Here is a 25362-nt window from a genome sequence, read left to right on the forward strand (position 1 = left end):
CGCTACTCGATCACAATCTCGTCGGCAGCGTCACGCAGGTTGTAGCGCGAGGCCATGGCCTTGCCGTACGCGCCAACCTGGGCCACCAGCATCACATCGCCCTCGCGGGCCGCGGGCAGGCGGCGGTCGCTGCCGAGGATGTCGCCGCCGTCGCAGATCGGCCCCACCACCTGGTACTGCATGGCCGCCGGCTCGGCCAGGCGGGTCAGATTCACGATGCGGTACCAGCTACCGTCCAACGTCGGGCGGATCAGGCTGTCCATGCCCGCATCCAGGCCAAGGTAATGCAGGTTGCCCTTGATCTTGAGCTGGGTGACCCGCGCCAGCAACACGCCGGCCTCGGCGACCAGGTAGCGTCCCGGTTCCATCCACAACTGGTATTGGGGATAGGCGTCCTTGACTTCACGCAGCGCCCGGCCCAGCGCATCGAGATCGAGCTCGCGCTCGCCCGGATGCGCGGGCACGCCGAGGCCACCGCCCACGTCGAGCACGCTGACGCTGCCGACATGCTCGGCCAGGCTGGCCAGTTGCGCGTAAATCCGTCCCCAATGTGCCGCATCGAGCACGCCCGAGCCGGCATGGGCATGCAGGCCCGCCACCCTGGCACCATGGCGCTGCGCCAACTGCAGGAAGGCCGGCAACTGGTCCAGCGGCAGGCCGAACTTGCCGAAATCACCGCCGCGGATCCTGCCGTGATCGCCCAGGCCGCTGCCGAGATCCAGGCGCAGCATGATCTCCCGGTCCCGGAACAGTTCGCCCCAGTGCTGCAGCGGGTGCAGCGCATCGAGCGTGACCACGGCGCGGGTGCCGAGCGCAAAGGCAAGCTCCGCGCGCGCGGCAAAGCTTGGGATGTACAGCAGGCTGCTCGCGTCCGGCACCGCGGCAGCCACCGCCCGCAACTCACCCGGCGAGCCGCACTCGAAGCCGCAGCCCGCCGCTGCCAAGGCCTGCAGGATCGCGGGATGGGGGTTGGCCTTCACCGCGTAGTGCCAGCGATCCACGACATCCAGCGCCTGCAACGCCCGGGCCCGCAAGAGTACGGTCGGCAGGTGGTACACGTAGCGCGGGGTCGACTCCTGGGCCAGGGCCAGCAGCCGTTCGCGCTCACGCTCCTGCCACCACGCCGGCACCGTCGCGGCTGTGTCGCCCGCGCCGTACAAGGCCTGCCAACTCGGTCCAAACAACGCGTCGTCGTCGGTGCGCAGCGAGCCGGCGGTGATCAGCAACTCGTGCAGGTGCGGCAGCAAAGTATCGACCACGCCCTCGTCCACCACAAAGGTGAGGTTGAGGTTGTTCGAGGACTGCGAAATCAAGTGCACGCGCAGGTGGCCAAATTCGGCCAGCACGTCGGACAGCGTATACAGCAGCGAGCGGATGCCGCGGCCGACCAGGGTGATCGCTGCACATGGGGCAATCACCTTGACCCGGCAGACTTTGGCGAGGTCGGTGGCCAGCGCGGCGATCGCATCGGAATCAAGCAGGTTCTCGGTGGGGTCGAGCGACACCGTGACGTTGGTTTCGGCCGAACCGATCAAGTCCACCGACAAGCCATGGGTCTTGAAATGGGCGAACACGTCGGCCAGGAAGCCCACCTGCTGCCACATGCCCACCGACTCCATCGACACCAGGGTGATGCCCTTGCGCGCGCTGATCGCCTTGACGCTGGGCGCATGCGTACGCACCTCGGGCCCGATCACCGTGCCTTCGAGCTCAGGCCGGTTGGTGTCCTTGATCAGCAACGGCACGCGCGGCTCGCGCAGCGGCTGCAGGCAGTGCGGATGCAGCACCTTGGCGCCGGTCGAAGCGATCTCCTGCGCCTCCTCGTAATCCAACCGCTGCAGCAGGCGCGCACCCGGCACCTGGCGCGGGTTGGCGGTAAACATGCCGGCGACGTCGGTCCAGATTTCCACGCGCTGCGCGCCCAGCAGGGCGCCAAAGCATGCCGCCGAGGTGTCCGAGCCGCCGCGACCAAGCAGGACGGTACGTCCTTCCTCGTCGCGCGCGATGAAGCCTTGGGTGATGAATGCATCGCCCTGCGCGGCAAGCTGCGCCGCCAGCGCCGGATCGGGCACGGTGGCCACCGTGGCCGAAAGCATGCGTGTGCGCAGGTTCTGGTTTGGCAACGCGGTCGCGCACAGGTAGTCCCGCGCATCCAGCCAGCGGGTGGGCCAGCCATGGGCGTCGAGGAACGCCGCCCCCAGCGTGCTGGAGAGGAGTTCGCCAAAGGCCTGGACCCGCGCCTGGTAGGCGCGCGCCTCGGCGGCGGGAGAGCCGCCCGCGGCCAGTTCGGCGAGCTCCGCCAACAGCTTGGTCAAGCCGATGGGCTCGGCCAGTTGCATGGACGCCAGCAGATCCCGATGCCGCTGCGCAATGGCCGCAGCCAGCGCCTCGCGGTCGCCGTGTTCGACGCACTTGCCGAGCTGGCGCAGCGCATCGGTCACGCCCGACACGGCAGAGACCACCACCAGCACGCGTCCGCCCTCGCGCCGGCGACTTTCCATCAAGCTGCGGATGCGGCCCCAGGACGCCGCGTTGGCGACGCTGGTGCCGCCAAACTTCATCACGATCCACGGAGCATCGCCAGCCAGCGATGCGGCAACGGTTGCAGTCACGGGAACCCACGAGGTACGGAACGGGACGGGCACCTGGCGATGCCCGGCTGCCTAGTGTCATGCGCGCACGGCGCCAATGCAATCGGCGTCAGGCAACGGCATCGCCCTGGTACGCCGGACGGCTCGCCATCCCTCCTGCCCAGGAGCCGAAACTGGGCACCGGCAGTCCCGGGTCCAGTCCATCCGGCAGCGCCAGTCGTACACAGTTCAAGCACTTTGCGCCATGCTGCACCGGCGTGTGCGCCACCGAGAGCCGACCATCGCCCAAGTCCCGCCACATGAGAATGCCGACCACGATTGGCCCCGCGCGGATGCCGAGGCCGACGGCGCGGCACTGTGGAATCCAGCCACGACCCGACGCTTGCGGGCCCGTCGCTGGCGGTACCGCTGGTATGCGCCGGAGGCCCCGCACTGGTGGCTGTTGGCAGCCGTGGTCCTGCTGCACGTGCTGTTTGCGCTGATCGCGCAGCGCAGCCTGCACACTTCGCGGGCGGAGCTCACGGCAACGCCCGACACGCCCTTGCAGGTGCGCTTCGTATCCATCGAACTCATGCCGCCACCGCCACCGCCGACGCCGCCAGTCCGCACCCAATCACCGGCACGCCCCGGCGTCGCCGCGGCACCTGCAGCCGCGCCGGCGCCAGCCGCCACGGCCGCGGCACCTGCCTCGCCGCGTCCGCTGCGCCTGTACACAACCGATGGGCGCATCCTGCTCCCTGCCGCCGCGGCCAGCAGCAAGCCGGTGGTGGCGGGCAACCTGCAAGGCGATACGCACATCATGCGTGGCTATGATCCGCTGCATTACGAGCCCACGCCGTTCGAACCGTATTTCCCGCCGCTCGACGAATCGGCAGGTGGCGCCGCCGTGCGCCGCGTGGTTGATACCGTGGTCAAGACCAAGGAAGTCAGCCTGCCACGCGGCGTCCACCTGCAGTGCAAGACCGTGCTTGGCATCCCTACGCCCGATTGCATGGTCCCGCCGCCCACGGTCTCGCCGAAGGTCGGCGACGAACGCCTGAACATGGCCCCGGCAAAGGCCTTGGCGGCGCCGGTCGCAGCAGGCTCGGCGCCCGGGGTGGCCACCTGCATCAAGCTCTATCGCGACGGCAAGCCGCTGCCCTGGGGCTGCCCGGTGGATACGCCCGCACGCGCAGTCGATGCCGAGCTCAAGGAAAAGGCGCGGCGAGGTGGGGGGCGTTGAGTACGGCGAGGAAGTCTTCGCCATAGCGCGCCAACTTGGTGGCACCGACGCCACTGATGGCAGCCAGCTCGCCAGCGTTGCTGGGCTGCTCACGCAGCATCGCGAGCAGCGTGGCGTCGTGGAACACCACGTAGGGTGGGACGCCCTGCTGCCTGGCCAGGCTCAGGCGCAGCGCGCGCAGTGCCTCCCACAGCGGTTGCTCGTGCGCGGCAATACCGAGGTTGCCGGCCGCACTGGTCGCGTGCCCGCTTCCGCGACGCTTCGCGCGGCGCCGCGCGCAGACGTCCTCGCGCAATTGCACCCGACGCGTGCCGGAAAGCACGGCCCGACTTGCCGCGGTGAGGCGCAACGTGCCGAAGCCGTCACCATCGGCCTCAAGCAGGCCCAGCGCCAGCAACTGGCGGAACACCGAACTCCAGCGTCGGTTGTCGAGCTCGGCGCCCATGCCAAACACACCCAGCCGGTCATGTCCCAGCTCACGCACGCGCGCGCTCGCCACCCCGCGCAGGATGTCGATGACGTGGCCGGACCCGAAGCGCTGACCGCTGCGGTAGACCGCCGACATGGCTTGCTGGGCAACCAGCGTGGCGTCCCAGGTCGGCGGCGGATCCAGGCAGTTGTCGCAACGCCCGCACGATCCGGGATAGGTCTCGCCAAACGTGCCCAGCAACCGTTGGCGACGGCAGCCGGTCGCCTCCGCATAGGCCAGCAGGGACTCCAACTTCTGCCGCTCCACGCGCTTGCGCTCGTCTCCGGATTCGCCTTGCGCAATCATCTGGCTGATGGTCACCACGTCGGACAGGCCATAGATCATCCACGCCTCGGCAGGCAGGCCATCGCGGCCGGCGCGGCCGGTCTCCTGGTAATAGCCTTCCATGCTGCGCGGCAGGTCCAGGTGCGCGACGAAGCGCACGTCCGGCTTGTCGATGCCCATGCCGAACGCCACCGTGGCCACCATCACCACGCCGTCCTCACGCAGGAAGCGCTGCTGGTTTGCCGCGCGCGTGGCCGCATTCAGCCCGGCGTGATAAGGCAAAGCCGCCACACCGGATTCGGCCAGCCAGGCCGCCACGTCGTCCACCTTGCGCCGGCTCAGGCAATACACGATGCCGGACTCGCCGCGATGGCCGTCCAAAAACGCCTGCAGCTGCTGCTTGGCATTGGTGCGCGGCACGACGCGATAGGTGATGTTGGGCCGATCGAAGCTGGCCACAAAGCGCCGCGCCTGCTGCAGCGCCAGCCGCTCGACCACCTCGTCGCGGGTACGCTGGTCGGCGGTTGCGGTCAGCGCAATGCGCGGCACCTGCGGGAAGCGCTGCGGCAGCACCGCCAGCTCGCGATACTCCGGGCGGAAATCATGCCCCCACTGCGAGACGCAATGCGCCTCGTCGATGGCAAACAGCGCCACCGGCGTGCGCTCCAGGAGTGAGAGGAAGCGCCCGGTGAGCAGACGCTCCGGCGCCACGTACAACAGGTCGAGTCCGCCTGCGAGCAGCTGGCTCTCGACCTCCCGCTGCTCGCGCGCATCCAGGCTGGAATTCAAGTACGCCGCCGCCACCCCGGCCGCACGCAACGCATCGACCTGATCCTGCATCAAGGCGATCAAGGGCGATACCACGATGCCGGTGCCAGCACGCAGCATGGCGGGAATCTGGTAGCACAGCGACTTGCCGCCACCGGTAGGCATCAGCACCAGCGCATCGCCGCCGGCGCTGACGTGCTCCACCACCGCCTGTTGCTGGCCGCGGAACGCCGGGTAACCAAACACACGTTGCAACAGTTCGAGCGCCGCATCCATCCCCGCCATGCTAGACACCCCACCCCCCGAAGCCAAGCCGGCGCACCCGCTTTCCCCGCGTCAGTCCACTCCCATCCACCGCCCTTGCTCCGCTCCACGGGCCCCTTTATTCCGGCGGCAGCCCCCACAACTTCCGGTCCAGGTCCGCGTCCAACCCAAACCGCCACAATGCCACGCGTCCATGCTTGACTTCGACCCCCTCCGCGCGCAGCAGCCGGCACTGCGCACGAAAGCCGGCGCTGCCAGGCGCCAGCGCGATGTGGCCGCTGGCGCGCAGCACACGGTGCCATGGCAGCTGCATGCCATCGGGTGTCTGCCGCAACAGGTGCCCAACCAGCCGGGCACGGCCAGGCAGGCCGGCGCGCACGGCAATGGCCCCGTAGCTGGCGACGCGACCACGCGGGATCGCGGCAATGGCGGCGTACACACGCCGATGGCTGTCCGGCATCATGCTGGTAGAAGGAACGTGAAAGGACGGGGCAAATCAAGTGGCGACTTGACCCGTCCCGTCTCCTTTATTTGATCAACGACACCGCTACGATGAGCGCATAGGCGAGTGCGGCGGTGATCGGCAGGGTCAACACCCAGGCCCAGATCATGCGCTGAACCACGGTCCAACGCACCGCACTGAAGCGCTTGGCGGCGCCCACGCCCATGATCGACGCCGATACGTTGTGCGTGGTCGACACGGGCATGCCAAATACCGAGGCGGCAAAAATGATCGCGGCCGAACTGGTCTCCGCCGCAAAACCGTGGATGGGGTGCAGCTTGACCATCTTGTGCCCGAGCGTCTTGATGATGCGCCAGCCACCACCGGCCGTACCCGCCGCCATCGTCAATGCCGCCACCACCTTTACCCAGGTGGGGATGATGAAGGCGCCGTGCACGTCCTCGGTGATCTGCAGGAAGCCGAGCCATTGCGGCAGGTGGTCGAACTCGTGCGCCGCGGTGCCGCCGGCCAGCGCCAGGGCAATGATGCCCATGCTCTTCTGGGCATCGTTCATGCCGTGGGCCACGCCCATGGCCGAGGCCGAGAAGATTTGCGCCTTGCCAAAGAATGCATTGACGAAGGACGTGCGCCCCAACCGACGCAGCCAGCCGCGGCGCCCGGCAAACCACGCCAGCAAGGCGTACAACGACCCCATCAGCAGCAGGCCGATGATGAAACCGCCGATCGGCGAATACACCATCGGCAGGATCACCTTGGGTATGACCCCGGTGCCGGTGAACCAGCCGCCGGCATCCCAGATCACCGCTTCCATGCGGTTGCCGGAGACTGCCAGCGCCGCGCCAATCAAGGCGCCGATCAACGCATGGCTGGAGCTCGACGGCAGGCCCAATCGCCAGGTGACCAGGTTCCAGATGATGGCCGAGGACAGCGCGCAGATGATCAGCTGCGGTCCCATGTCGACCACGCCGGCATTCAGCAGGCCGGAGGCAATCGTGGCCGCCACCGCCGTGCCTATGAGCGCGCCAAACAGGTTGGTGACCGCTGCCAGCAGCACGGCCTGTCCCGGCGAGAGCACCTTGGTGGCGACCACGGTGGCGATGGAGTTGGCCGTGTCGTGGAAGCCGTTGATGTAGGTGAAGGCGAGCGCAAACAGCACTTCGGCGATGACCAGGCTGAGGCTCATGCGCGTTCCCCGGCAGCACCCGCCACGGTCAGGAGTTCTTCAGCACGATCGAATACACGATGTTGCCGACGTCGCGGCACTTGTCGATCGCCTTCTCGATCAGCTCGAACAGGTCCTTGGCCAGCATCGCGCGCATCACGTCGCCACCCTCCATGTACAGCGTGCGATACGGCGCCAGCAGCATGCGGTCGCCTTCCGATTCCAGCGCCTGCAGGCGATCCTGCAGCTTCTTCATCGGGTCGATCTGCAGGCTGCGGCGCAGCTGCGCGATCATTTCCGCCACCACCTTGGTGGACTGGGTGAGGACCTTCGCGCGCTGCGCAAAGTCCACGCCGGCAACCCGCTCGGCGACAATCTCGTAGCGCTCGGCAAATTTCTCGATCGTCTTGGGAATCTTGTACAGCGCCGAGTTCAGCGCTTCGATGTCCTCGCGGTCGAGCGCGGTGACGAAGGTGTTCATCAGCTCTTCGCTGATCCGCATCGCCAGTTCCTTCTCGCGCACATGGCTGGCGTTGAACGCGGCCATCAACGGCGCCCCGGTGCCATTCGTCAGCAAGGCCTGCAGGGCGTCGGCGCTCTCGCACGCCGCCATGGCACTCTGTTCGAGCAGCTCGTAGAACCGCTCGCCTTTGCCGAACATTGCCTGCAGGGAGAACATGCTTTGGGACCAGGCCAGCCGAGAATGTCGGCCATGGTACAGGACGCGCGTGCTGCTTCGCACCAATCGCGACACGGCCAAAACACGATTTGGCGCCGCGCCTGCGTTTACACTCTATAACCCATGCCCCCAAGATCCGCGCCACCGCGATGCTGATTCAACTCGCGCTCGTCTTCGTGTTGACGCTGTGCAACGGCTTCTTCGCCTTGTCCGAAATGGCTCTGGTGGCCTCGCGCAAGAGCCGGCTCAAGCACATGGCGCGTACCAGCCGCTACGCGGGCATTGCCTTGCGGCACGCAGAAGCCCCCGAATACTTCCTGTCCACGATCCAGGTCGGCATCACCCTGGTCACCCTGATCACCGGTGCGGTGGCCGGCGACGCCCTTGGCAGGCACATCGCCGAGGGCTTGCAGGGCACCGCGCTGGCCTGGCTGGCGCCGTACACGCGGGGCATCGGCGTGGTGCTCGGCTTCGCGCTGATCTCGTTCATCCAGATCGTGGTGGGCGAACTCGTGCCCAAGCGCCTGGCCCTGTCCGCGCCGGAAAAAGTCGCGGTGATGGTCGCACTGCCGATGCTGCTGCTCTCGCGTCTCACCAAACCGTTCGTCTGGCTGCTGAACGCGTCCAGCAACCTGCTGCTGCAGCTGCTGCGCAACAAGCCGCAACGCCGCGGCGTGGTCACCGAGGAGGAGATCCGCCTGCTGGTGGCCGAAAGCGCCGAGCAGGGTGTGCTCGACGCCGAGGAGCACAACATGGTCAACCGCGTGCTGCGTCTCGGTGACCGCAATGTCGACAGCGTGATGACCCCGCGCATGCGCATCGCCTGGCTGGACATTGCCGCGCCACGCGAAGAAAACCTCCAGGTGCTGCGCGACACGCCGTATTCGCGCTACCCGGTCTACCGCGGCGACGAGAGCGAGGTGGTCGGCGTGGTCGAGGTCAAGCGCCTGCTGTACGGGTTTACGGAAGGCAAGACCGAGCTCTTCGATCATCTGGCCAAGCCGCTGTTCATCCCGGCCACGGCACGCGCACTTGACATGCTGGAGGAGTTCCGCGAAGCGGAAACGCCGCTCGCCCTGGTCGTCGACGAATACGGCGACATCGAAGGCCTGGCCACGGTCAACGACCTGCTGGCTGCCGTGGTCGGTGCCAGCCAGGTGGGCCACGCCGGCAGCGAGCGTGGCGAAGCGCCGATGGTGCAACGCGAGGACGGCAGCTGGCTGATCGATGGCGCCGTGTCCACCGAGGACCTGCGCGAGGTACTGCAGATCGACCAGTTGCCGGATGAGGACGAACACGATTACCACACCGCCGCCGGCATGGTGATGGCGGTGCTCGGTCGCATCCCGCACGTTGGCGAGAGCTGCATCGGTGGCAACTACCGATTCGAGGTCGTCGACCTGGACGGCGCTCGCATCGACAAGCTCCTGGTCACCGCGCTGCCCCGCGGCGAGCCCGACGAGGAAGATGGCTGAGCGGCGGGCGGGCACCCAGTCAAGTGCGGTAACGGAGCGCGTCAAGCAATCGGGCAAATGCCAGTGAGTGCTGGCGGCGGCTGGGGTAATACAGGTGGTAGCCTGGAAACGGCGGGCACCAATCAGCGAGCACCCGGATCAGCTTGCCGTCGCTTACAAAGGGCAGCGCCGCGTCTTCCAGCACATACGCCAGGCCGAATCCTTGCAGCGCGCCGGTCAACAACTGCGCCGCATGGTTGCAGACCAGTTGGCCGTCCACATGCACCTTGAGGGCGCGCTGGCGCTTTTCGAACTCCCACGCATACAGCCCGCCATGCGTCGGCAGGCGCAGGTTGATGCAGCGGTGGGAGGTGAGCTCCCGCGGCGTTTTCGGCACAGGGTATTTCTTGAAATACGCAGGCGCGCCGACCACCGCCATGCGCATGGCTGGCCCGAGCGGTACCGCGATCATGTCCTTGGCGACCTGCTCGCCTTCGCGCACGCCAGCGTCGAAACGCTGCGCGACGATATCGATCAGTTGCATGTCGGTGACGATTTCGACCCTGACATCCGGGTAGTCCGCCAGGAATTTCCTGAGCTTAGGCAACAGGATCGTGTCGGCGACATGATCAGTGGCGGTGATCCGCAACGTGCCTGAGGGCTTGTCGCGCAGATCGCTCAAGGCCGCAAGTTCGGCGTCGATTTCCGCAAAGTGCGGACCGACCCGCCGCAGCAGACGGTCACCCGCCTCCGTGGGCGAGACGCTGCGCGTGGTGCGATTCAAGAGCCGCAATCCCAGTTGCGATTCCAACCGCTTCAGGCTGTGGCTCAACGCCGACTGCGACACCCCCAGCTTGGCTGCCGTCCTGGTGAAGCTGCGCTCCCGTGCGATGGCGAGGAAGGCCAACAGGTCATTGACGTTGGTGCACTGCATGCATGAATTCAATTCATCAGTCCATGCGATTTATACCACTTAATCGCATGGCGACGCGGTGCGAGGATAGGCCCGAAGCCATACCGCATCCGGTCAACGGAGGAACCCTTCCATGCCCATCCAACGCAACGGCTCGCAGGCCTCCAGCACGGGGCCGGCCGACTACTTCACCGGCAGCGTGCGGGTCGATGCACTGTTCCGCTCCCCCGGCCCCGCACCGGTCAGCGGGGCCAGCGTCACCTTCGAGCCCGGTACGCGCTCGGCATGGCACACACATCCGTGCGGCCAGACCTTGATCGTCACTTCCGGCTTGGGCTGGACGCAATGCGAAGGCGAACCGCGCGAAGAAATCCGTCCCGGCGACGTGATCACCTGCCCGCCAGGCAAAAAGCACTGGCACGGTGCGACCGCTACGACCGCCGTGACCCACATCGCGATTCAGCAAGCCGACGCCACCGGCAGCGTCGTCGAGTGGCTGCAGAAGGTCACCGACGATGAGTATCTCGGCGACACCACGGGCAGCCGGTGAACAGCATGTCCAGCGAAACTCCCGCCCCACGCAACCCGTTTGCCGACATCGCGCCGGCGCTCGGCAACTATACCGATCAGGTATTGTTCGGGGACGTGTGGAAGCGCCCACAACTTTCATCGCGTGATCGCAGTCTGGTCACGGTGGCCTGTCTGGTATCGATGTACCGGAGCAACGAGATGCCGTTCCACTTCAAGCGGGCGCTGGAAAATGGCGTGACGCGCGACGAACTAATCGAGACGATCACCCACCTCGCCTTCTACGCCGGCTGGCCGGCGGCGAGCACCGCCCTGCCGATCGCAAGGCGCTTGTTCGAGGAAGCCGCAGCCACCCCATGAGGTTAATCCCATGCTTGCCACTGTGATGTATCGCGCCGGCGACGTTCGCCTCGAGCACGTCCCCGACGCCACGATCAGGAATACCACCGACGCCCTGATCCGCGTGAACCGCGCCTGCATCTGTGGCAGCGATCTGTGGCCCTACCAGGACATGGCGCCCAGCGAGGACGGCCGGCGTATGGGCCATGAAGCGATCGGCGTCGTAGAGGCGATCGGCAAGGACGTACGCACGATCAAGCCGGGCGACGTGGTGGTGATGCCGTTTGCGTATTCGGACGGCACCTGCGACTTTTGCCAAGAAGGCCTGCAGACCGCGTGCGTGCATGGCGGCTTCTTCGGTTCCAACGAGGTGGGCGGCGCGCAGGCCGAGGCACTGTGCATTCCCCAGGCAGACGGCACCTTGTTCCCGCTGCCGGTCGGCGAAGACGATGCACTGATGCCGTCGCTGCTGACGCTGTCGGACGTGCTGGGCACTGGCCACCACGCAGCAGTCGTCGCCAGGGTCGGCAAGGGCAAGACAGCGGCAATGATAGGCGATGGCGCAGTCGGCTTATGCGCCGTGATCGCGGCAAAGCGCCTGGGCGCCGAACAAATCATCATCCTGGGCCGTCACCCCGATCGGATCGAGCTGGCCAGACAGTTCGGCGCCACCGACGTAGTGAGCGAACGCGGCGATGGCGCCATCGAACGCGTACGCGAGTTGACTGGCGGCCACGGCGTGCACGCGGTGCTCGAATGCGTCGGCAGCAGTCAGGCCATGCTCACCGCCGTCGGCATCGCCCGCCCCGGCGGCGCCATCGGCCGCGTCGGCGTACCGCATTACGACACCGTGCCGCAAGCGCAACCGATGTTCTATCGCAACATCAGCGTCGGCGGCGGTCCCGCGCCGGTGCGTGCCTATATCGACGAACTGTTGCCCGATGTGCTCGAAGGCCGCATCGACCCCGGCCGGGTGTTCGACCGCACGGTGACCCTCGACGGCGTGCCGGACGGCTACCGCGCCATGCACGAGCGTGAATCGATCAAGGTGATGGTCAAGCCTTGATTCCCGAACTGCAAGAGAGGGCAAACATGCAAACACGCAAGCTTGGCAATCTGGAAGTTTCGGCCATTGGCCTGGGCTGCATGAACCTGTCCCACGGTTATGGGCCGCCAGCCGACAAACCCGAAGCGATCAAGCTGATCCGCGCAGCCGTCGAGCGTGGCTTCACCTTCTTCGACACTGCCGAATGCTACGGGCCCTTTACCAATGAGGAACTGGTGGGCGCAGCCCTGGCACCGGTCCGTGACCAGGTCGTGATCGCCACCAAGTTCGGTTTCGAGGACGGCGATTCCACGAGGGCCCAGGACAGCCGGCCGGAACGCATCCGCGCGGTGGCCGAGGCTTCGCTGAAGCGCCTCAAGACCGACCGCATCGACTTGTTCTACCAGCACCGGGTCGATCCCAAGGTACCGATCGAAGACGTGGCGGGGACGGTGCACGACCTCGTCCGTCAAGGCAAGGTGAAACATTTCGGCCTCTCCGAAGCCGGCGCGCAGACGATCCGACGCGCGCACGCGGTGCAACCGGTCACAGCTCTGCAAAGCGAATACTCGCTGTGGTGGCGCGAACCCGAGCGTGAAATTCTGCCGACGCTGGAGGAGCTCGGCATCGGGTTGGTGCCGTTCAGTCCGCTGGGCAAGGGCTTCCTGACCGGCACGATCAGTTCCGGCACGCAGTTCGCGAGCAACGATTTTCGCAATAGCGTGCCGCGCTTCACGCCCGCCGCACGCGAGGCCAACCAGGCCTTGGTAGATCGGCTACGCCGCATCGCCGGACACAAGCAGGCAACGCCCGCCCAGATCGCGCTGGCTTGGCTGCTGGCGCAAAAACCGTGGATCGTGCCGATACCCGGCACCACGAAATTGCATCGCCTGGAGGAAAACGCTGGCGCAGCCAAGGTCGAACTCACGCCGACGGACTTGCGCGAAATCGACGACGCGCTTTCGGGAATCGACATCCAGGGCGCGCGCTACTCCGAAGCGCAGCAGAAAAAGGTCGGCCTGTAGATCGTCCGCCCGGGTCGACGCGCGGCGCGGCGACTCCAGCACCACGTCGTGCTCGCGTCGCCAGGCCAAGGCAACCCACGGCAGGTTGCGTACACCCAGAAAAATCCGCCCGGAAGTCAGTGGCGCGACGCCCGGGCGGATGCTTGCAGTCGCTTGTGGGTCGGCCTGTTTCGCGTCAGTTGGCGGCCGGAATACCGGGAGCCTTGCCGGCGTTCAGGTCGTTCCAGTTCATGATGGCGTTGAAGCCCAGCATGTAGGTGCCCTGGGTCTGCCAGCGCCAGAACGGACGGATCGCGAACATCACGATGTGGCCCTTGCCCAGCGACTCATCCACCACCTGCGCGCGGCCGGAGAGCGCCTCGCCGCCGGAAAGCGTGCCGGACAACAGCATGTCCGCCGCCTTGTCCGGGAAGCGCAGCACGACGCGCGGGCCATCCGTCGTCGTCGGACCCGAGGGCCGCATGAAAGGTGGCAGCGTCGGCTCATCGGAAGCTGCCGCAGGCTTGGCGGCCGCGGCCGCCGCGGCGGTCGTGTCCGCGTTCCAGGATGAAACTTCCTGGCCCTGGGCCATGGGGGTGACGTTCTGTCCGTCCACGGCGCTGCGCCTGCCGGCACCGGCGAACATCCTGAAGCCGGACGTGGCCTTGTTCGGATCGACCGCACGGATCACCGGCGCCTGGTTGAAATACACCGGGACCTCGGGCGTGCCGTAGCCGTACACGATCGGGCTCTGCGCGTCGGCAATGACGCCGCGCATCACGCTGCCGCGCACGAACAGGTTTGCCGGCTCCTCGACGCTCACCCCCGGAGTGAGGTTGTAGGCCGGCAGGATCGCCGAAGTGGCACCCTCGACGATCAGCGTGCCACCGGCGCGTACGAACTCGTCCAGCGCCTGCACGCCGTCGAGCCCCAGGCCGCCGCGGATGTCTGGCGAGGAATCCGGCGTGCCGAGCGACTTGAACTCGCTGCTCTTCTGGTACGGCAAGGCGCGGTTGCCGACCTTGGCGATGCCTTCCACCATGGTCTGCACGGTGCCGCCGACGTGCGGGAAGATGATCACGTCGTACTTGCTGCGCAGCTTGCCCTCGCGCAGCTTGATGTCGCCGAAGTAGGTATAGGGCACGCCATAGGTGTCCAACGCCGCACGCACCCAACCCTCGTCCTGGGTGCGCAGCCAGCTGTGCACGTAGCCGATGCGCGGGACGTCCAGGTCATGGGTCGGCACCGCGGGCGCCGACGCCATGGCCCAGGCGGACAGGCCGAGTTGCTTGAGCTCGGGCTCCAGCGCGCCGCGGTTTGCGTTGCGGATGACGATCGCGCCGGCGCGGAACTTGTGCCCGGCGGCGGTGAAGTCCTGTTCGGCCGCTTCCATCTTCGTCTTGGCGAACTTGAAGCGGAATGCCGCGACGTTGTTGTCGGCGGTATTGTCCACCACGATGACATTGCCGGAACCGGTGATGCCACCCGCCGCCACCGCATCAGCGGTGAGGAGGGTCATCGGCTGGTCGAGCAGGCTCTTGTCACCGACCGGCTCGATGACGAGGTCGCGCATCAGCGGGAAGGTCCAGCCGGTGTCGTCATACGGCGTGGGGTTGGCGGTGGAGAACCGTTGCACCGCGAAATACATGTCCGCAATGGTGCGATACGGCTGGTCGCCGCGAATGACGTAGTCGCCAGGCTGCACCACGAGCTTGCCCACATTGAATGCGCTGCTGGCGACGGAAACCTCCAGGCCCTGGCGGCGCAAGTCGTTCACCGCGGCAGCGGCATCCGCCTTGCGGCGCTGCCGGGCAGGGATGACCCAACCGTTGATCGGGCCGTTGTGGCCCTTGTTGACGGCGTTCTGGTTCTTGCGCCAGTAGTCATCCATATACGTTTCGCGGTCATTGGCCACGTCGGCCAGCGAGAACAGGATCGCCGACTCCTGGATGTTGGTGTTGTTGCGCGGGCCCCAGTTGATGGTCGGCAGCGGCGGGTTGGTGCGGAACCACTCGCGGCTCAAGGTGGTCTTGGGCGGCCGCACCACATAGTTGTCGGGCCCGTAGCTCTGCACCTCGTAGAAGCGGCCGATCGCATTGTGCGTATGGGCGATGAAGAACAGGTAGTTCGGCGTCCAGCCGTCGTAGAAGCCGTAGGTGAATACGCCCGGCACGCCGCGCTTGGTCATCTGCAGCACGTCGTTGGTGGCGAGCTTCCACCACTCGTTGACCGTGATCGGGTCGATTGCCTCGTTGTACGGGCCCGTGCCGGTCGAGGAATACAGGTAAGTCTGCGCCTCGTGCAGGTCATGCAGCACGGTCGGGTGCCAGTCGAGCACCGCCTGCGTGGTGTGCCGGGTCAGCTGCAGGAACTGGCCCATGCCATCGCGGTTGTTGTCGTGCTGCACGTACTTGCCCCAGTACATCAGCGGCAGCTTGGCCGCGCCCTTGGCTAGTTTCTTGTTGAAGTAATACGTGTCGACGGCCTTGTCGCGGCCATCCGGCTCGATCACCGGGGTGATCAGGGTGATGACGTGGTTGCGGATGTTCTCGATGAACGGCGAGGTATCCACCGCCAGCCGGTAGCCCAGTTCCATCAGCATCTCCGGGCCGCCGAATTCCGGCGAGTGGATGCCGCTGGTGATGTAGTAGATCGGCTTGGCGGTCTTGATGAGCTGCTGCGCCTGTTCCGGCGTGGTCTTGCGCGGATCACCCAGGGCCGCGGCCATGTCGCGGTACTTTTCCAGATCCTTGATCGTCGCCTCGTCGGCAATCGCGACCATGATCATGTCGCGGCCTTCCTCGGTCTTGCCGATGCGCCATACCTTGACCCGCGGCGAGGCTGCCGCCAGCGCGTCGAAATACTTGTAGATGTCCGTGGTGCGGTCGAGCACGCCCGGCTCGCCGATGACGTGGCCCAGGACCTTGAGCGGCGAAGGCACCGTGTCCGACGCCGGCAGGTAATCGACGAGCTCGGTGGTGATGCGCGAATCCTGCAGGACTTTCTTGGCCTGATCCGTATACGCCTGGTCGATCGCCTGCTGCGCCGTGGCGATCGAAGAGAAAAGCAACGTGAGCGCAGCCGCGCACGCGCATACCAACGGGGCCCGTGACGGGCATACCTTGGATGTCATCTATCTTTGCTCCAGCAGCGTGTGATGTAACGACCGGACGGCCGCTCCCCGCCGCCGATCGTAGCGAACTCAATGCAACGCAGGCAAGCGCGCACCCGTGCCGGCGGGCGCGCCTGCACGGCCCCCTTGCCTGGGCCGCGCAGCAGGTTTCGGATGGCGATATCGACTGCCATAATCCAGGCGTTCCCGCCAGGCGCCGAGAAGTCCATGCGCGTCCCCTCCGATGCCGGCTTGCTCGTGGCCCGCAGCTTGTCCTGTTCCGTTGCCGGTCGTGCACTGTGGCGAGACCTGGCGTTGTCGGTGCGCCCGGGCGAACGCTGGGCCATCACCGGACCGTCCGGATCGGGAAAGACGGTACTGCTGCGGACCCTGGCCGGGCTCACGCCATTGCAAGACGGGGAGATCCGCTTCGATGGCAAGCCGATGGACGCCTGGTGGCGACCCGCTTACCGCGCACGCGTCGCCTACGTGGCGCAGCGACCCGCGCTGCCGGAAGGCACGGTCGACGCGGCGTTGGCAGCACCCTTCCGCTTCCGCGTCCACCACGGCAGGAAGTATTCACGCGACGCCGCCAGCCGTTGCCTGGCTGCTGCAGGTATCGGTGCCGCCTTCCTCGACCAGGACACCGACCGCTTGTCGGGCGGCGAAACGCAGGTCGTGAACCTGCTGCGTGCCATCCTGATCGCGCCCGACATCCTGTTGCTCGACGAACCGACCGCGTCGCTCGACCCGGCGCGTACGGCCGCGGTCGAAGCGCTCGTCCGCGACTGGATGGCTGGTGATGCTGCGCGTGCCTGTGTCTGGACCAGCCACGATGCCGCGCAATTGGCGCGGGTCACCGACCGCGCGCTCCCACTCGGGAGCGGGCCATGAACCAGCAGTACCTCGACATCGGCAACTGGCAACTTGCCTTCGCCGCGTTGCTGATCATGGTCAACCTCGCACTGTCGACGTGGTTGCGACTCGGGCTCACGCGCAGCCTGCTCGTCGCCAGCGTGCGCATGTCGGTGCAACTGCTGCTGGTCGGGCTGGTGCTCGAATACATCTTCGCGCTCGACCATCCGCTGCCGGTGGTCGGTATTGGCCTGGTCATGGCGAGCCTCGCCGGCATCGCCGCAGTCAACCGCACCAGGCGCCGTTATTCGGGCATCTACCTTGACAGCGTGCTGTGTGTGTTCGCGGCTTCCTATGTCGTGACCGGCGCGGCCCTCGTCGGCATCATCGACGTCGAGCCATGGTATCGCGCGCAATACGCCATACCGCTGCTGGGCATGGTGCTCGGCAATATCCTGAACGGCGTGTCCCTGGCGCTCGACCGCTTCATGGACGGCGCGGTCCGCGACGCCGGCCTGATCGAGGCCGACCTGGCGCTTGGCGCAAGCCGTTGGGAAGCCGCACATCCGCTCGTCACGGCCAGCCTGCACACCGGGATGATCCCGACCGTCAATTCGATGATGGTGATGGGCATCGTGAGCCTGCCGGGCATGATGACCGGCCAGATGCTGGCGGGCGCCCCACCCGCCTCGGCCGTGCGCTACCAGATCGTGATCATGTTCATGATCGCGGCTGCCACGGCGCTCGGTGCGCTTGGCGTGGTGATGTCCGCTTTCCGCGTCGTGTTTACCCGCGAGCATCAGTTGCGACGCGACCGCCTGCGTCCCGCGCAGGCGGCGTGGTCGGCGCACTGGAAGCAGGTGACAGCCCGGCTGTCGCGCGGGGCGAGTGGTCGCGGATAAGGTTTATCCCATCACCAATGGAACTGCAGGCGCACGCCGGTGATCGCTGGGTCATCGGTGACGGCGGCGCGCCGGCTCCGGACGGCGACGTAGTTCAGGACGAATTTCAGGTGCGCGGTCCAGTACCAGTTGACGCCAAGCGTCCAGGTACGCATGCGACCGCCGTGTACCGGGCCGTCGTCCAGGTCGATCGCGTCATAGCGCGCTCCGAGTTGCCACATGCCAGCGCTGGTGACGGCAGCGACCGGGGTTGTCGGCAGGCCATCCACGTAACGCCAGGTCTCACCGCCAAGGTTCCACAGGGCACTTACATATCCGCCTGCGCCCTGGAAACGGGTATCGCCGGACACCCGGCGATGCGCGTTGGCCCACATGTACTCCCCTTGCAACTTGACGCTACCGGCTACCCAGAATGCTTCCGCACCAAGCACCGACACGTGGTCGGTTGCCGGCATGGCGCCGGTATCCAGCAAGCGCGCCGGGGTCAATTCCATGTTTGGCTGTACCCCCCAGCGCAATTCGGCATTGCGCGTGTCGTAATCCGCCCAGGACAGGCCGAGGTGCGCGATCCGGCCTGCGTGGTTGACCGGCGCCCAGGTGACACGCAGCGCCATGCCGTCGCCACGCGCGTAATTTGGAATTCGCCTGGTGGCGGCCAATTCATGGTCGAAATACGTTGCGGTGAGCGCCAGCGCCGGGCGGTTGTCCGCCGGGTCGGCCTCCCCGTAACGGAACTCATGGCCGTAGGCCACGCCGAGGCGGCTACCCAAGGTAAAGGTCTTGGTCATCATGGCGGTGGACATGAACTCACGCGCAGTCAGCGACGAGAGGCGTTCCAGACCGCTCGGCTGCTTGAATTGGCCGGCGCGCACAAACGAACGGCGGTCGGCGCCAAACCGGTAGCGCACGTTCATGTCCAGCCATTTGGCGGTATTGCGTTCATAGCCAACACGCCAGTCGAACCCACCTGGCCCCAGGCCGTTGAGGAACAGTATGGCCACGCGCAAGTCATGGTTCGGCCCGTCCGGGGACTGTGGATTGCCGCTCAATGCGACGCCGTCGCTGCGGTACCAGGCAGCATCAGCCTGCACCAGGCCACTGGTGTTGACCGTGGTGCCACCCAGCCGCCCCAGCACGACCTGGGCATCAGCCGGCGCGGCTAGGCAGACAGCAAGCAGCATGCTGGTGGGGGCCAGTCTCGATTTCACCGGTGACTTCGCATCGCGCCGCGCGCGGCCGCCTAGCGTACAGGTCAGAGGGATGGGAGCAAACCACTCCTGGGCCACTGCATGGCCCGTTGAACTCCAGAGCAATGGTGCCCCTCACCCCAGCCATCTCTCCCAGCAGAGCCGGGGAGAGGCGGACATCTGCGGTCCCCGCGAAAGCCGGGAGAGATGGCTGGGTACGCGGCCGTCTGGGCGGCTGTGGCTGGTTGGGAACGACCGCCCGCGACGGGAGCGCATTGCCACTCGCACGCGCTTGCCAGTCACTGCGTGCGGGCAATCAGCCCTGTGGTGCGGCGGCAGCCTCGATGACGCCGCACGCGATCCGTGCGCCGGCATTGCCTGAGGGCTGGCTCTGGTAGTCGTCCGGCTGCGCGTGCACGACCAGGGCGCGGCCAATCACGTTGTGGTCACTGCCGGGTTCGAGCGACATGTCGTGTACGAGCACGTTCACATCCGCCACACCCTGGGCGTTGGCCGTCTGGTTGGGCATGTCGCCGACATGATGGGGATCGGCATCCATGCTGCCGTGGGCCTGGCCCGCGGGATTGAAATGGCCACCCGCGCTGGTCGCGTCCGGCGCGCTGCAATCGCCGTTCTCGTGGACATGGAAGCCATGTTCGGTCCCTGGCTTCAGGCCGGCAAGCTCGCCGCTGATGCGCACCCCATTGCCCTCGGCACGCAGGGTCAAGGTGCCGTTGGCATCATTGCCCTGGGTGGGCTTGAGCACGACTTGCGCCGTTGGTGCAGTTGCCTGTCCGCTTGTGGCGACGGGCGGGTTGGCCGGGGCAACGGTCGCAGGCGGCGCCACGGTGTCGGTTGCCGGCGGCGCGGACGGCGAGCTGCAAGCTGCCAGGCCAAGTGCTGCGGCGACCGCAACGGACAAGACAATAGACTGGTGATTGAAGGACATGCGCCGCTCCCGTGCAGAGAAGAGTGGCAAAGATAGCCGACGCGGGATGAATGATCTGTCATTGGCGGCGCCGGACGCGCGCCGCAGTGGCATTCATCCGCTGTTCCGCGTCATGCTTGCGGGTGAGGCACTTCCCCACCTCCGGCGTTGTCTGCAGCAGCGATGATGGCGGGTGGAGGACGCGAGTTGCCGACGCGCAAGGCGGGTGGCGAGCGCGGCGGCCGACCGGCCCGACCTTGGCGCCTTGCGGCGCGTGACTGACAGGCTCGACTTCGTGCGCATCTTGCTGGTGGAAGACGACACCTCGATCGCGGCGGCCATAGCCGCCACGCTGCGCGGGCGCGCCCATGCCGTGGACCAGGTGGCCGACGGCGTTGCGGCCGATGCAGCGCTGCAGGAGGTCGACTACGAGCTCGTGATCCTGGACCTCGGCTTGCCGCGGCTGGACGGCTCCGAAGTGCTTCGGCTGCTCCGTGGCCGCCAGACCGCCGTCCCGGTCCTTGTCATCACCGCACGCGACGGACTGGACGAGCGGGTGCGCGTGCTCGACCTGGGCGCCGACGACTACCTGGTGAAACCCTTTGCGCTGGCGGAGTTCGAGGCCCGCGTCCGTGCGCTCCTGCGCCGCGCCGTGAGCGGCGGCACGAACCTGCTGACGTTGGGACGGCTGCGCCTCGACCTCCCGGGCCGTCGCGCCTGGGTGGGCGACGAGGCCCTTGGCCTCACGGCGCGCGAGTTCGGCCTGCTCGAGGCCCTGGCCGCCCGCGTAAACCGGGTCACCAACCGCGCGCAACTGGTCGACGCGCTGTGCGAGTGGGACCAGAACCTCACCGGCAATGGGCTGGACATCGCCGTGCATCGCGTGCGCCGCAAGCTCAAGGGCAGCGGCGCGCGAATCCGCACGATCCGTGGCCTGGGTTTCCTGCTTGAGGAAGCACCGCATGACTGAATCCGGCCGCCACGGAAAATCGCCCAGCCTGCGGCGCCGCCTGCTGCTGTTCCTGCTCGTGCCGATGCTTGCGCTGCTGCTGGTCGACGCCGCGGTGACTTACTTCGTGGCCCTGAGCTACTCAAACCGGGTGCACGACAGCGGCCTGGAGGATGACCTCGCCACGCTGGCGCAGTTGTTCCGTGTGAACCAGACCTCGGGCGAGCTTCCCCCGGAAGCGCGCTTCCTGCTCGAATACGACCCCGACGGCCACAACTACTACGCCGTGCGCAGCAGCAAGCATGGGCTGATCAGCGGCAATGGCGCGTTCCTGCAAGCGCAGGCGCCGCCACCTGACGCCCAGCCCCGCCTTTACGATTCGAAACTGGGTGGCAAGCGCCTGCGCGCCGCCGAGCTCAGCTTGCGCTCGCCCAGCGATGCACAGAACATCCTCACCATCGCCATCGCCGAGACGCTCAACGACCGGCGCCTGCGTGCGCGGCAGATCCTGCTCCTGACGATCCCGCTGCAGAGCGTGCTCATCGTCGGCATCCTCTCGTTGGTGTGGCTGGGCGTCACGCGCGGGCTGCGCATCCTGGAACCACTGACCCGACGCCTGGCGGCGCGCGAGCACGAATTGGGCCCGATCAGCGGCGCCGACGTGCCGGTGGAGATCCTGCCGCTGACGCAAACCATCGACGCGCTGTTTGCACGCCTGGGCGCCGTGCTCGAGGCGCAGAAGCGCTTCATGGCCGACGCCGCGCACCAACTGCGCACGCCGTTGGCCGGCCTGAGCCTGCACACCGAGCGCGCCTTGTCCGACCCCACCCCGGAAACCCTGCATGATGCGCTCGAGCACATCCACAAGCTCACCGGCCGCACCACCCGGACCGCGACCCAGCTGCTGGCGCTGACCCGGGCCAGCGACCCGCGCAGCGAGCTGCATGACTTCGCCTCGCTGGACCTTGCCGTCCTGGTTCCCGACATCGTCGGCGCGCGCGTGCAGGAGGCGCTGCAGGCCGACATCGATCTTGGCTACCACGGCCCGCGGGGCCGCGCGATGGTCATGGGCGCGGCCGACAGCCTGCGCGAGCTGCTGGACAACCTCATCGACAACGCCGTGCGCTATGCCGGACCAGGGGCCCGAGTCACGGTGAGTGTGCGCTGCCCGCCTGGCGAGGGCGTGGTGCTGCAAGTCGAGGACGACGGCCCCGGCGTGCCGCCGGAGCTCTGGCCGCGCCTGGGCGAACGCTTCTTCCGCGCACCGGGCGCGCATGAGGGCGGCAGTGGCCTCGGCCTGGCCATCGTCGGACAAATCGCCAGCCAGCACCACGCGCAGCTCGTATACTCGTCGGCGAAGAGCGGCGGCCTGTGCGTCAGCGTGCAGTTCCCGCCAGCATCCAGCCGCCCTGCCTGGGAGGCGGCTGATTTCAGCCCAGGCAAGGCTCAAGCGTCCTAGCCGCAACCAATTCATTGGGACCGCATCCGATCCCGATATCGCTACACCATCCTGATGAGGCCCGGACCCGGCCTTTCCTAAGCCTAGGTAAAGTGTCCTGGACCACACTTCCCGCCATGTCGTATTCGCCAGCTTCCTTGCCGCCGCGCCAACATTTGCCGGCAACCCGTGGCACGACGGCACCAGTGTGGCAGCATGACCTGCACGGTCGCGGCGGAAGCTGAGTCCACATGGCACGCAAACTTGCCTGGCGTCTTGCCACGCTGGCCTTCGTGGCCACATCGGCGGCGTGCGCCATCTCGCCGCCGCTGCCCACCCTCGTGCCAGCCGTCCCGGCGCAATGGCGGCAGGCCGCCCAGGCCGACGCCGGGACCGTCGACCTGCGCGGCTGGTGGCACGCCTTCCACGACCCGCAACTGGACGCGCTCGTCGACACCGCGCTGCGCGACAACCTGAATGTGGCCGCCGCCCACGAACACCTGCTGGCGGCGCGCGCGCTGGAACGCAGTTCGCGTTTCCTCTATTACCCCGGCCTGCGCGCCAAGACCCTGGACGCGATCGACCCGGATGCGCGCGCCACGTATTTCGTCGCCGGCTTCGACGCGCTGTGGGAACTGCCGCTGTTCGGCCGCGGCAAGGCCACCGCACGCCAGGCACAGGGGCATCTCGACCTGGCATCGGCGAACCTGCAGCAAGCACGCGTCTCGCTGGTGGCCGAAGTGGTGCGCAACTGGCTGGACCTGCGCGCGGCGCAGCAGCGCCAGCACACCCTGGAGGCCATGCGCGACGAGCGCGACCAGCAATTGGCACTGTGGCAAACCCGCGAACGCCTGCACCTGGCCGACCCCGGCGCCGTCGAACAGGCCGCGGCTGCAGCGGCCCGGGCACGCGCTGCCGCAGCCGAACCCGCGCAAGCCGTGCGTGACGCGGCACAGGCGCTGGCGGCGTTGCTGGGGCGGACCGCGCCCGATCCGGCCTGGCTTGCATCCGGCGTCCAGCCCGACCTGGGAGGCCTGGCCCTGCGCAGTGCGCCGGCCGACCTGTTGCGCACGCGGCCGGAAATTGCCCAGGCGCAAGCCGCGGTACTCACCGCCGCCGGGGATGCCGGCGTGGCCCATGCCGACATGTTCCCCAGCGTCAAGCTTGGCGGTTCGATCGTATGGGCCACGAACCTGGCCACCTATCGCAAGCCGGGCGACAGCGCCATCGCCTCCACGGGACCATTGCTGGACATTCCGCTGTTTGACTGGGGCCTGCGCCGTGCCGAGGCGCAGGCGAAGTCCCACGAACTCAAGGCCGCGGTCTTCGCCTATCGCCAGGCTGTGCTCGATGGCGTGGCCGAAGTGCAGACCGCGCTGGGTCGCCTCGCCACGCTGCGCGGCCAGGAGCAAGCCAGCGCGCAGGCCGCGGCCGCGCTCAAGCACACCCGCGTGGCCATGGCCAAGCGCGTCGCGCTCGGCCTGGACAGCCCGCTGCAGGAGCTCGACAGCGCGCTGGCCGAGCGCCAGGCACAGCTCGCGGCCATCGACGCCCGCGCCGCGCACGGCCTGGCCTTCGTCAGCCTGTACAAGGCGCTCGGCGGCGCGCCGTTGCCGGCCGCGACCGGCGACACCCATGATGCGCCCGCGGCGGAGCCACGACCCTGATGGTCGCGCTGGCACGCAAGACGCTGCTCTACGAATGGCGCCGCTTTCTCCCGGCGATGGTTGCGATCGGCTTCGCCGGCCTGCTGCAACTGCTGCAAGCCGGGCTGGTGCTGGGCATCTTCGGCAGCGCGAGCGTGTATATCACCGGCTCCTCGGCCGATCTCTGGGTCGGTTATCCCGGTACGCAGAGCGTCAACCTGGGCCGGGCGATCAACCCCGACCTGGCCATGCTGCTGCACACTGATCCGGCCGTGACCCGGGTGGAACCGTTTTACTGGGTGGATGCCGATTGGCGCGGCCCGCGCGGCACCGGTGGCGAATCGGTGTTTGTCTCCGGTATCGATCCGCGTCCGGATGCGCTGATGTTTTCCCAGGCGCTGCCGCCTGCGCTGCGCGCCCGCCTGCGTGAACCGGACGCGGTCATCGTCGACCGCGCCGACATCGGCAAGCTCGGTGTGCAGGTCGGCGACAGCGCCGCGATCAACGGCCAGCGCGTGCGCGTGGTCGGCGTGGCCAGGGGCTTGCGCGCCCTGGGCGGGGTGAATGTGGTGAGCTCGCTGGACACCGCGCGTGAGCTCGACATCGACCCCGTCGACGCCGGCCGCCCGACCTACCTCGTGGCCAGCCTGCGCGATCCGGCCCAGGCCGAAGTGGTGGCTGCCCGCCTGCGCGACCATGGCGGCTTTGGGCCCTACCAGGTATGGACCGCGTCGGATTTTGCCCGCCGCTCGGTGCTGTACTGGATGCTCGACACCGGCGCCGGCGCCGGCGTACTGTTCCTGGCGGGCATCGTGTTCCTGGTCGGTGCGGTGATCACCAGCCAGACCCTGATGGGCGCGGTGGCCGGCTCGGCGCGCGAATACGCCACGCTCAACGCGCTCGGCGTGGGCGTCGCCAGGCTGCGCTGGGTGGTGCTGGAGCAGGCATTCTGGGTCAGCGCGCTTGGCCTGCTCGGCGCCACCGTGCTGGGTATCGTGATCATCGTATTGGCGCGCAGCCAGGACGTGCCGGTGGTGCTCGATGTGCCGATCACCCTGGCCTGCATCGTGCTCGCGGTGGGCCTGGCGGCAATCTCCGGGCTGGTGGCCATGCGCGGCCTGCGCCGCGCCGATCCGGCGACCCTGCTGCGATGAACGCC

21 protein-coding genes are annotated in these 25362 nt (G+C 67.3%); 12 read left to right on the forward strand and 9 right to left on the reverse strand.

Going from position 1 to position 25362, the window contains the following annotated elements; translation table 11 throughout:
- Positions 1-2: 2 nt before the first annotated feature.
- Positions 3-2612, reverse strand: coding sequence for a bifunctional aspartate kinase/diaminopimelate decarboxylase (locus AC3WJB_RS00335; RefSeq protein WP_492677563.1), 2610 nt, complete (start codon positions 2610-2612; stop codon positions 3-5).
- A 223-nt stretch (positions 2613-2835) separates the two neighbouring features.
- Here AC3WJB_RS00335 and AC3WJB_RS00340 point away from each other — a divergent pair, with 223 nt between their 5' ends.
- Entirely contained in the window at positions 2836-3813 is a 978-nt protein-coding gene (locus AC3WJB_RS00340; RefSeq protein WP_492677565.1) for a hypothetical protein, read from the forward strand.
- Here AC3WJB_RS00340 and recQ read toward each other — a convergent pair.
- The 4 genes from recQ to AC3WJB_RS00360 form a co-directional block, all read right to left on the reverse strand.
- The gene (recQ, locus tag AC3WJB_RS00345; RefSeq protein WP_492677567.1) at positions 3779-5620 is read right to left on the reverse strand and encodes a DNA helicase RecQ; all 1842 of its coding nucleotides are present in this window, start codon (positions 5618-5620) and stop codon (positions 3779-3781) included. The two genes, AC3WJB_RS00340 and recQ, sit on opposite strands and share 35 nt — an antisense overlap.
- A 97-nt stretch (positions 5621-5717) precedes the next feature.
- The gene (locus AC3WJB_RS00350) at positions 5718-6059 is read right to left on the reverse strand and encodes an MGMT family protein (RefSeq protein WP_492683016.1); all 342 of its coding nucleotides are present in this window, start codon (positions 6057-6059) and stop codon (positions 5718-5720) included.
- Between the two features lie 67 nt (positions 6060-6126).
- Positions 6127-7245 (reverse strand): inorganic phosphate transporter, encoded by a 1119-nt coding sequence (locus AC3WJB_RS00355; protein WP_492677569.1) that lies wholly within the window; start codon positions 7243-7245, stop codon positions 6127-6129.
- Between the two features lie 28 nt (positions 7246-7273).
- The gene (locus tag AC3WJB_RS00360) at positions 7274-7903 is read right to left on the reverse strand and encodes a DUF47 domain-containing protein (RefSeq protein ID WP_492677571.1); all 630 of its coding nucleotides are present in this window, start codon (positions 7901-7903) and stop codon (positions 7274-7276) included.
- 149 nt (positions 7904-8052) lie between these two features.
- Between AC3WJB_RS00360 and AC3WJB_RS00365 the strand changes: the two genes are divergently transcribed.
- A complete protein-coding gene (locus AC3WJB_RS00365) occupies positions 8053-9378 on the forward strand; it encodes a hemolysin family protein (RefSeq protein ID WP_492677573.1) in 1326 nt (441 codons plus the stop codon).
- Between the two features lie 19 nt (positions 9379-9397).
- Here AC3WJB_RS00365 and AC3WJB_RS00370 read toward each other — a convergent pair whose 3' ends face one another.
- Positions 9398-10291, reverse strand: coding sequence for a LysR family transcriptional regulator (locus AC3WJB_RS00370; protein ID WP_492677575.1), 894 nt, complete (start codon positions 10289-10291; stop codon positions 9398-9400).
- Between the two features lie 112 nt (positions 10292-10403).
- On the opposite strand from AC3WJB_RS00370, the gene AC3WJB_RS00375 reads away from it, so the two are divergent.
- The 4 genes from AC3WJB_RS00375 to AC3WJB_RS00390 are packed head-to-tail and all read left to right on the forward strand — an operon-like array spanning position 10404 to position 13207.
- On the forward strand, positions 10404-10820 hold the full coding sequence (locus AC3WJB_RS00375; protein ID WP_492677577.1) for a (R)-mandelonitrile lyase: 417 nt from the start codon (positions 10404-10406) through the stop codon (positions 10818-10820).
- A 5-nt stretch (positions 10821-10825) separates the two neighbouring features.
- A complete protein-coding gene (locus tag AC3WJB_RS00380) occupies positions 10826-11158 on the forward strand; it encodes a carboxymuconolactone decarboxylase family protein (RefSeq protein WP_492677579.1) in 333 nt (110 codons plus the stop codon).
- 10 nt (positions 11159-11168) lie between these two features.
- Complete coding sequence (locus AC3WJB_RS00385; protein ID WP_492677581.1) at positions 11169-12203, forward strand: zinc-dependent alcohol dehydrogenase family protein; 1035 nt, start codon at positions 11169-11171, stop codon at positions 12201-12203.
- Between the two features lie 26 nt (positions 12204-12229).
- The gene (locus AC3WJB_RS00390; protein ID WP_492677583.1) at positions 12230-13207 is read left to right on the forward strand and encodes an aldo/keto reductase; all 978 of its coding nucleotides are present in this window, start codon (positions 12230-12232) and stop codon (positions 13205-13207) included.
- 175 nt (positions 13208-13382) lie between these two features.
- Here AC3WJB_RS00390 and AC3WJB_RS00395 read toward each other — a convergent pair whose 3' ends face one another.
- Positions 13383-16319 (reverse strand): M14 family zinc carboxypeptidase, encoded by a 2937-nt coding sequence (locus tag AC3WJB_RS00395; RefSeq protein WP_492677585.1) that lies wholly within the window; start codon positions 16317-16319, stop codon positions 13383-13385.
- A gap of 207 nt (positions 16320-16526) precedes the next feature.
- Between AC3WJB_RS00395 and AC3WJB_RS00400 the strand changes: the two genes are divergently transcribed.
- Together AC3WJB_RS00400 and AC3WJB_RS00405 are read left to right on the forward strand one after the other, a co-directional pair.
- The gene (locus AC3WJB_RS00400) at positions 16527-17192 is read left to right on the forward strand and encodes an ABC transporter ATP-binding protein (protein WP_492677587.1); all 666 of its coding nucleotides are present in this window, start codon (positions 16527-16529) and stop codon (positions 17190-17192) included.
- Complete coding sequence (locus AC3WJB_RS00405; RefSeq protein ID WP_492677589.1) at positions 17189-18055, forward strand: ABC transporter permease; 867 nt, start codon at positions 17189-17191, stop codon at positions 18053-18055. Before AC3WJB_RS00400 ends, AC3WJB_RS00405 begins: the two co-directional genes overlap by 4 nt.
- A gap of 11 nt (positions 18056-18066) precedes the next feature.
- On the opposite strand, the gene AC3WJB_RS00410 is transcribed toward AC3WJB_RS00405, so the two are convergent.
- Positions 18067-19263, reverse strand: coding sequence for an OprO/OprP family phosphate-selective porin (locus AC3WJB_RS00410; RefSeq protein WP_492677591.1), 1197 nt, complete (start codon positions 19261-19263; stop codon positions 18067-18069).
- Between the two features lie 295 nt (positions 19264-19558).
- Positions 19559-20191 (reverse strand): superoxide dismutase family protein, encoded by a 633-nt coding sequence (locus AC3WJB_RS00415; RefSeq protein WP_492677593.1) that lies wholly within the window; start codon positions 20189-20191, stop codon positions 19559-19561.
- A gap of 274 nt (positions 20192-20465) precedes the next feature.
- Between AC3WJB_RS00415 and AC3WJB_RS00420 the strand changes: the two genes are divergently transcribed.
- The 4 genes from AC3WJB_RS00420 to AC3WJB_RS00435 all read left to right on the forward strand — a co-directional run bounded on the left by AC3WJB_RS00420 (position 20466) and on the right by AC3WJB_RS00435 (position 25357).
- The gene (locus AC3WJB_RS00420; RefSeq protein WP_492683018.1) at positions 20466-21140 is read left to right on the forward strand and encodes a response regulator; all 675 of its coding nucleotides are present in this window, start codon (positions 20466-20468) and stop codon (positions 21138-21140) included.
- Positions 21133-22578, forward strand: a complete 1446-nt coding sequence (locus AC3WJB_RS00425; protein WP_492677595.1) for a sensor histidine kinase — start codon at positions 21133-21135, stop codon at positions 22576-22578. Before AC3WJB_RS00420 ends, AC3WJB_RS00425 begins: the two co-directional genes overlap by 8 nt.
- 230 nt (positions 22579-22808) lie before the next feature.
- Positions 22809-24224, forward strand: a complete 1416-nt coding sequence (locus AC3WJB_RS00430; RefSeq protein ID WP_492677597.1) for a TolC family protein — start codon at positions 22809-22811, stop codon at positions 24222-24224.
- On the forward strand, positions 24224-25357 hold the full coding sequence (locus AC3WJB_RS00435; protein WP_492677599.1) for an ABC transporter permease: 1134 nt from the start codon (positions 24224-24226) through the stop codon (positions 25355-25357). Before AC3WJB_RS00430 ends, AC3WJB_RS00435 begins: the two co-directional genes overlap by 1 nt.
- Positions 25358-25362: the final 5 nt, after the last annotated feature.

The sequence above is a fragment of the Rhodanobacter sp. FW510-R10 genome (assembly GCF_058781105.1).

Bases quoted from the DNA above. Each gene is read 5' to 3' on its own strand.
- AC3WJB_RS00435 (WP_492677599.1), top strand. From the start codon at position 24,224: ATGGTCGCGCTGGCACGCAAGACGCTGCTCTACGAATGGCGCCGCTTT.
- AC3WJB_RS00365 (WP_492677573.1), top strand. From the start codon at position 8,053: ATGCTGATTCAACTCGCGCTCGTCTTCGTGTTGACGCTGTGCAACGGC.
- AC3WJB_RS00385 (WP_492677581.1), top strand. From the start codon at position 11,169: ATGCTTGCCACTGTGATGTATCGCGCCGGCGACGTTCGCCTCGAGCAC.
- AC3WJB_RS00425 (WP_492677595.1), top strand. From the start codon at position 21,133: ATGACTGAATCCGGCCGCCACGGAAAATCGCCCAGCCTGCGGCGCCGC.
- AC3WJB_RS00400 (WP_492677587.1), top strand. From the start codon at position 16,527: ATGCGCGTCCCCTCCGATGCCGGCTTGCTCGTGGCCCGCAGCTTGTCC.
- AC3WJB_RS00390 (WP_492677583.1), top strand. From the start codon at position 12,230: ATGCAAACACGCAAGCTTGGCAATCTGGAAGTTTCGGCCATTGGCCTG.
- AC3WJB_RS00395 (WP_492677585.1), bottom strand. From the start codon at position 16,319: ATGACATCCAAGGTATGCCCGTCACGGGCCCCGTTGGTATGCGCGTGC.
- AC3WJB_RS00415 (WP_492677593.1), bottom strand. From the start codon at position 20,191: ATGTCCTTCAATCACCAGTCTATTGTCTTGTCCGTTGCGGTCGCCGCA.
- recQ (WP_492677567.1), bottom strand. From the start codon at position 5,620: ATGGCGGGGATGGATGCGGCGCTCGAACTGTTGCAACGTGTGTTTGGT.
- AC3WJB_RS00340 (WP_492677565.1), top strand. From the start codon at position 2,836: ATGCTGCACCGGCGTGTGCGCCACCGAGAGCCGACCATCGCCCAAGTC.
- AC3WJB_RS00360 (WP_492677571.1), bottom strand. From the start codon at position 7,903: ATGTTCTCCCTGCAGGCAATGTTCGGCAAAGGCGAGCGGTTCTACGAG.
- AC3WJB_RS00405 (WP_492677589.1), top strand. From the start codon at position 17,189: ATGAACCAGCAGTACCTCGACATCGGCAACTGGCAACTTGCCTTCGCC.
- AC3WJB_RS00430 (WP_492677597.1), top strand. From the start codon at position 22,809: ATGGCACGCAAACTTGCCTGGCGTCTTGCCACGCTGGCCTTCGTGGCC.
- AC3WJB_RS00375 (WP_492677577.1), top strand. From the start codon at position 10,404: ATGCCCATCCAACGCAACGGCTCGCAGGCCTCCAGCACGGGGCCGGCC.
- AC3WJB_RS00355 (WP_492677569.1), bottom strand. From the start codon at position 7,245: ATGAGCCTCAGCCTGGTCATCGCCGAAGTGCTGTTTGCGCTCGCCTTC.
- AC3WJB_RS00370 (WP_492677575.1), bottom strand. From the start codon at position 10,291: ATGCAGTGCACCAACGTCAATGACCTGTTGGCCTTCCTCGCCATCGCA.
- AC3WJB_RS00350 (WP_492683016.1), bottom strand. From the start codon at position 6,059: ATGCCGGACAGCCATCGGCGTGTGTACGCCGCCATTGCCGCGATCCCG.
- AC3WJB_RS00380 (WP_492677579.1), top strand. From the start codon at position 10,826: ATGTCCAGCGAAACTCCCGCCCCACGCAACCCGTTTGCCGACATCGCG.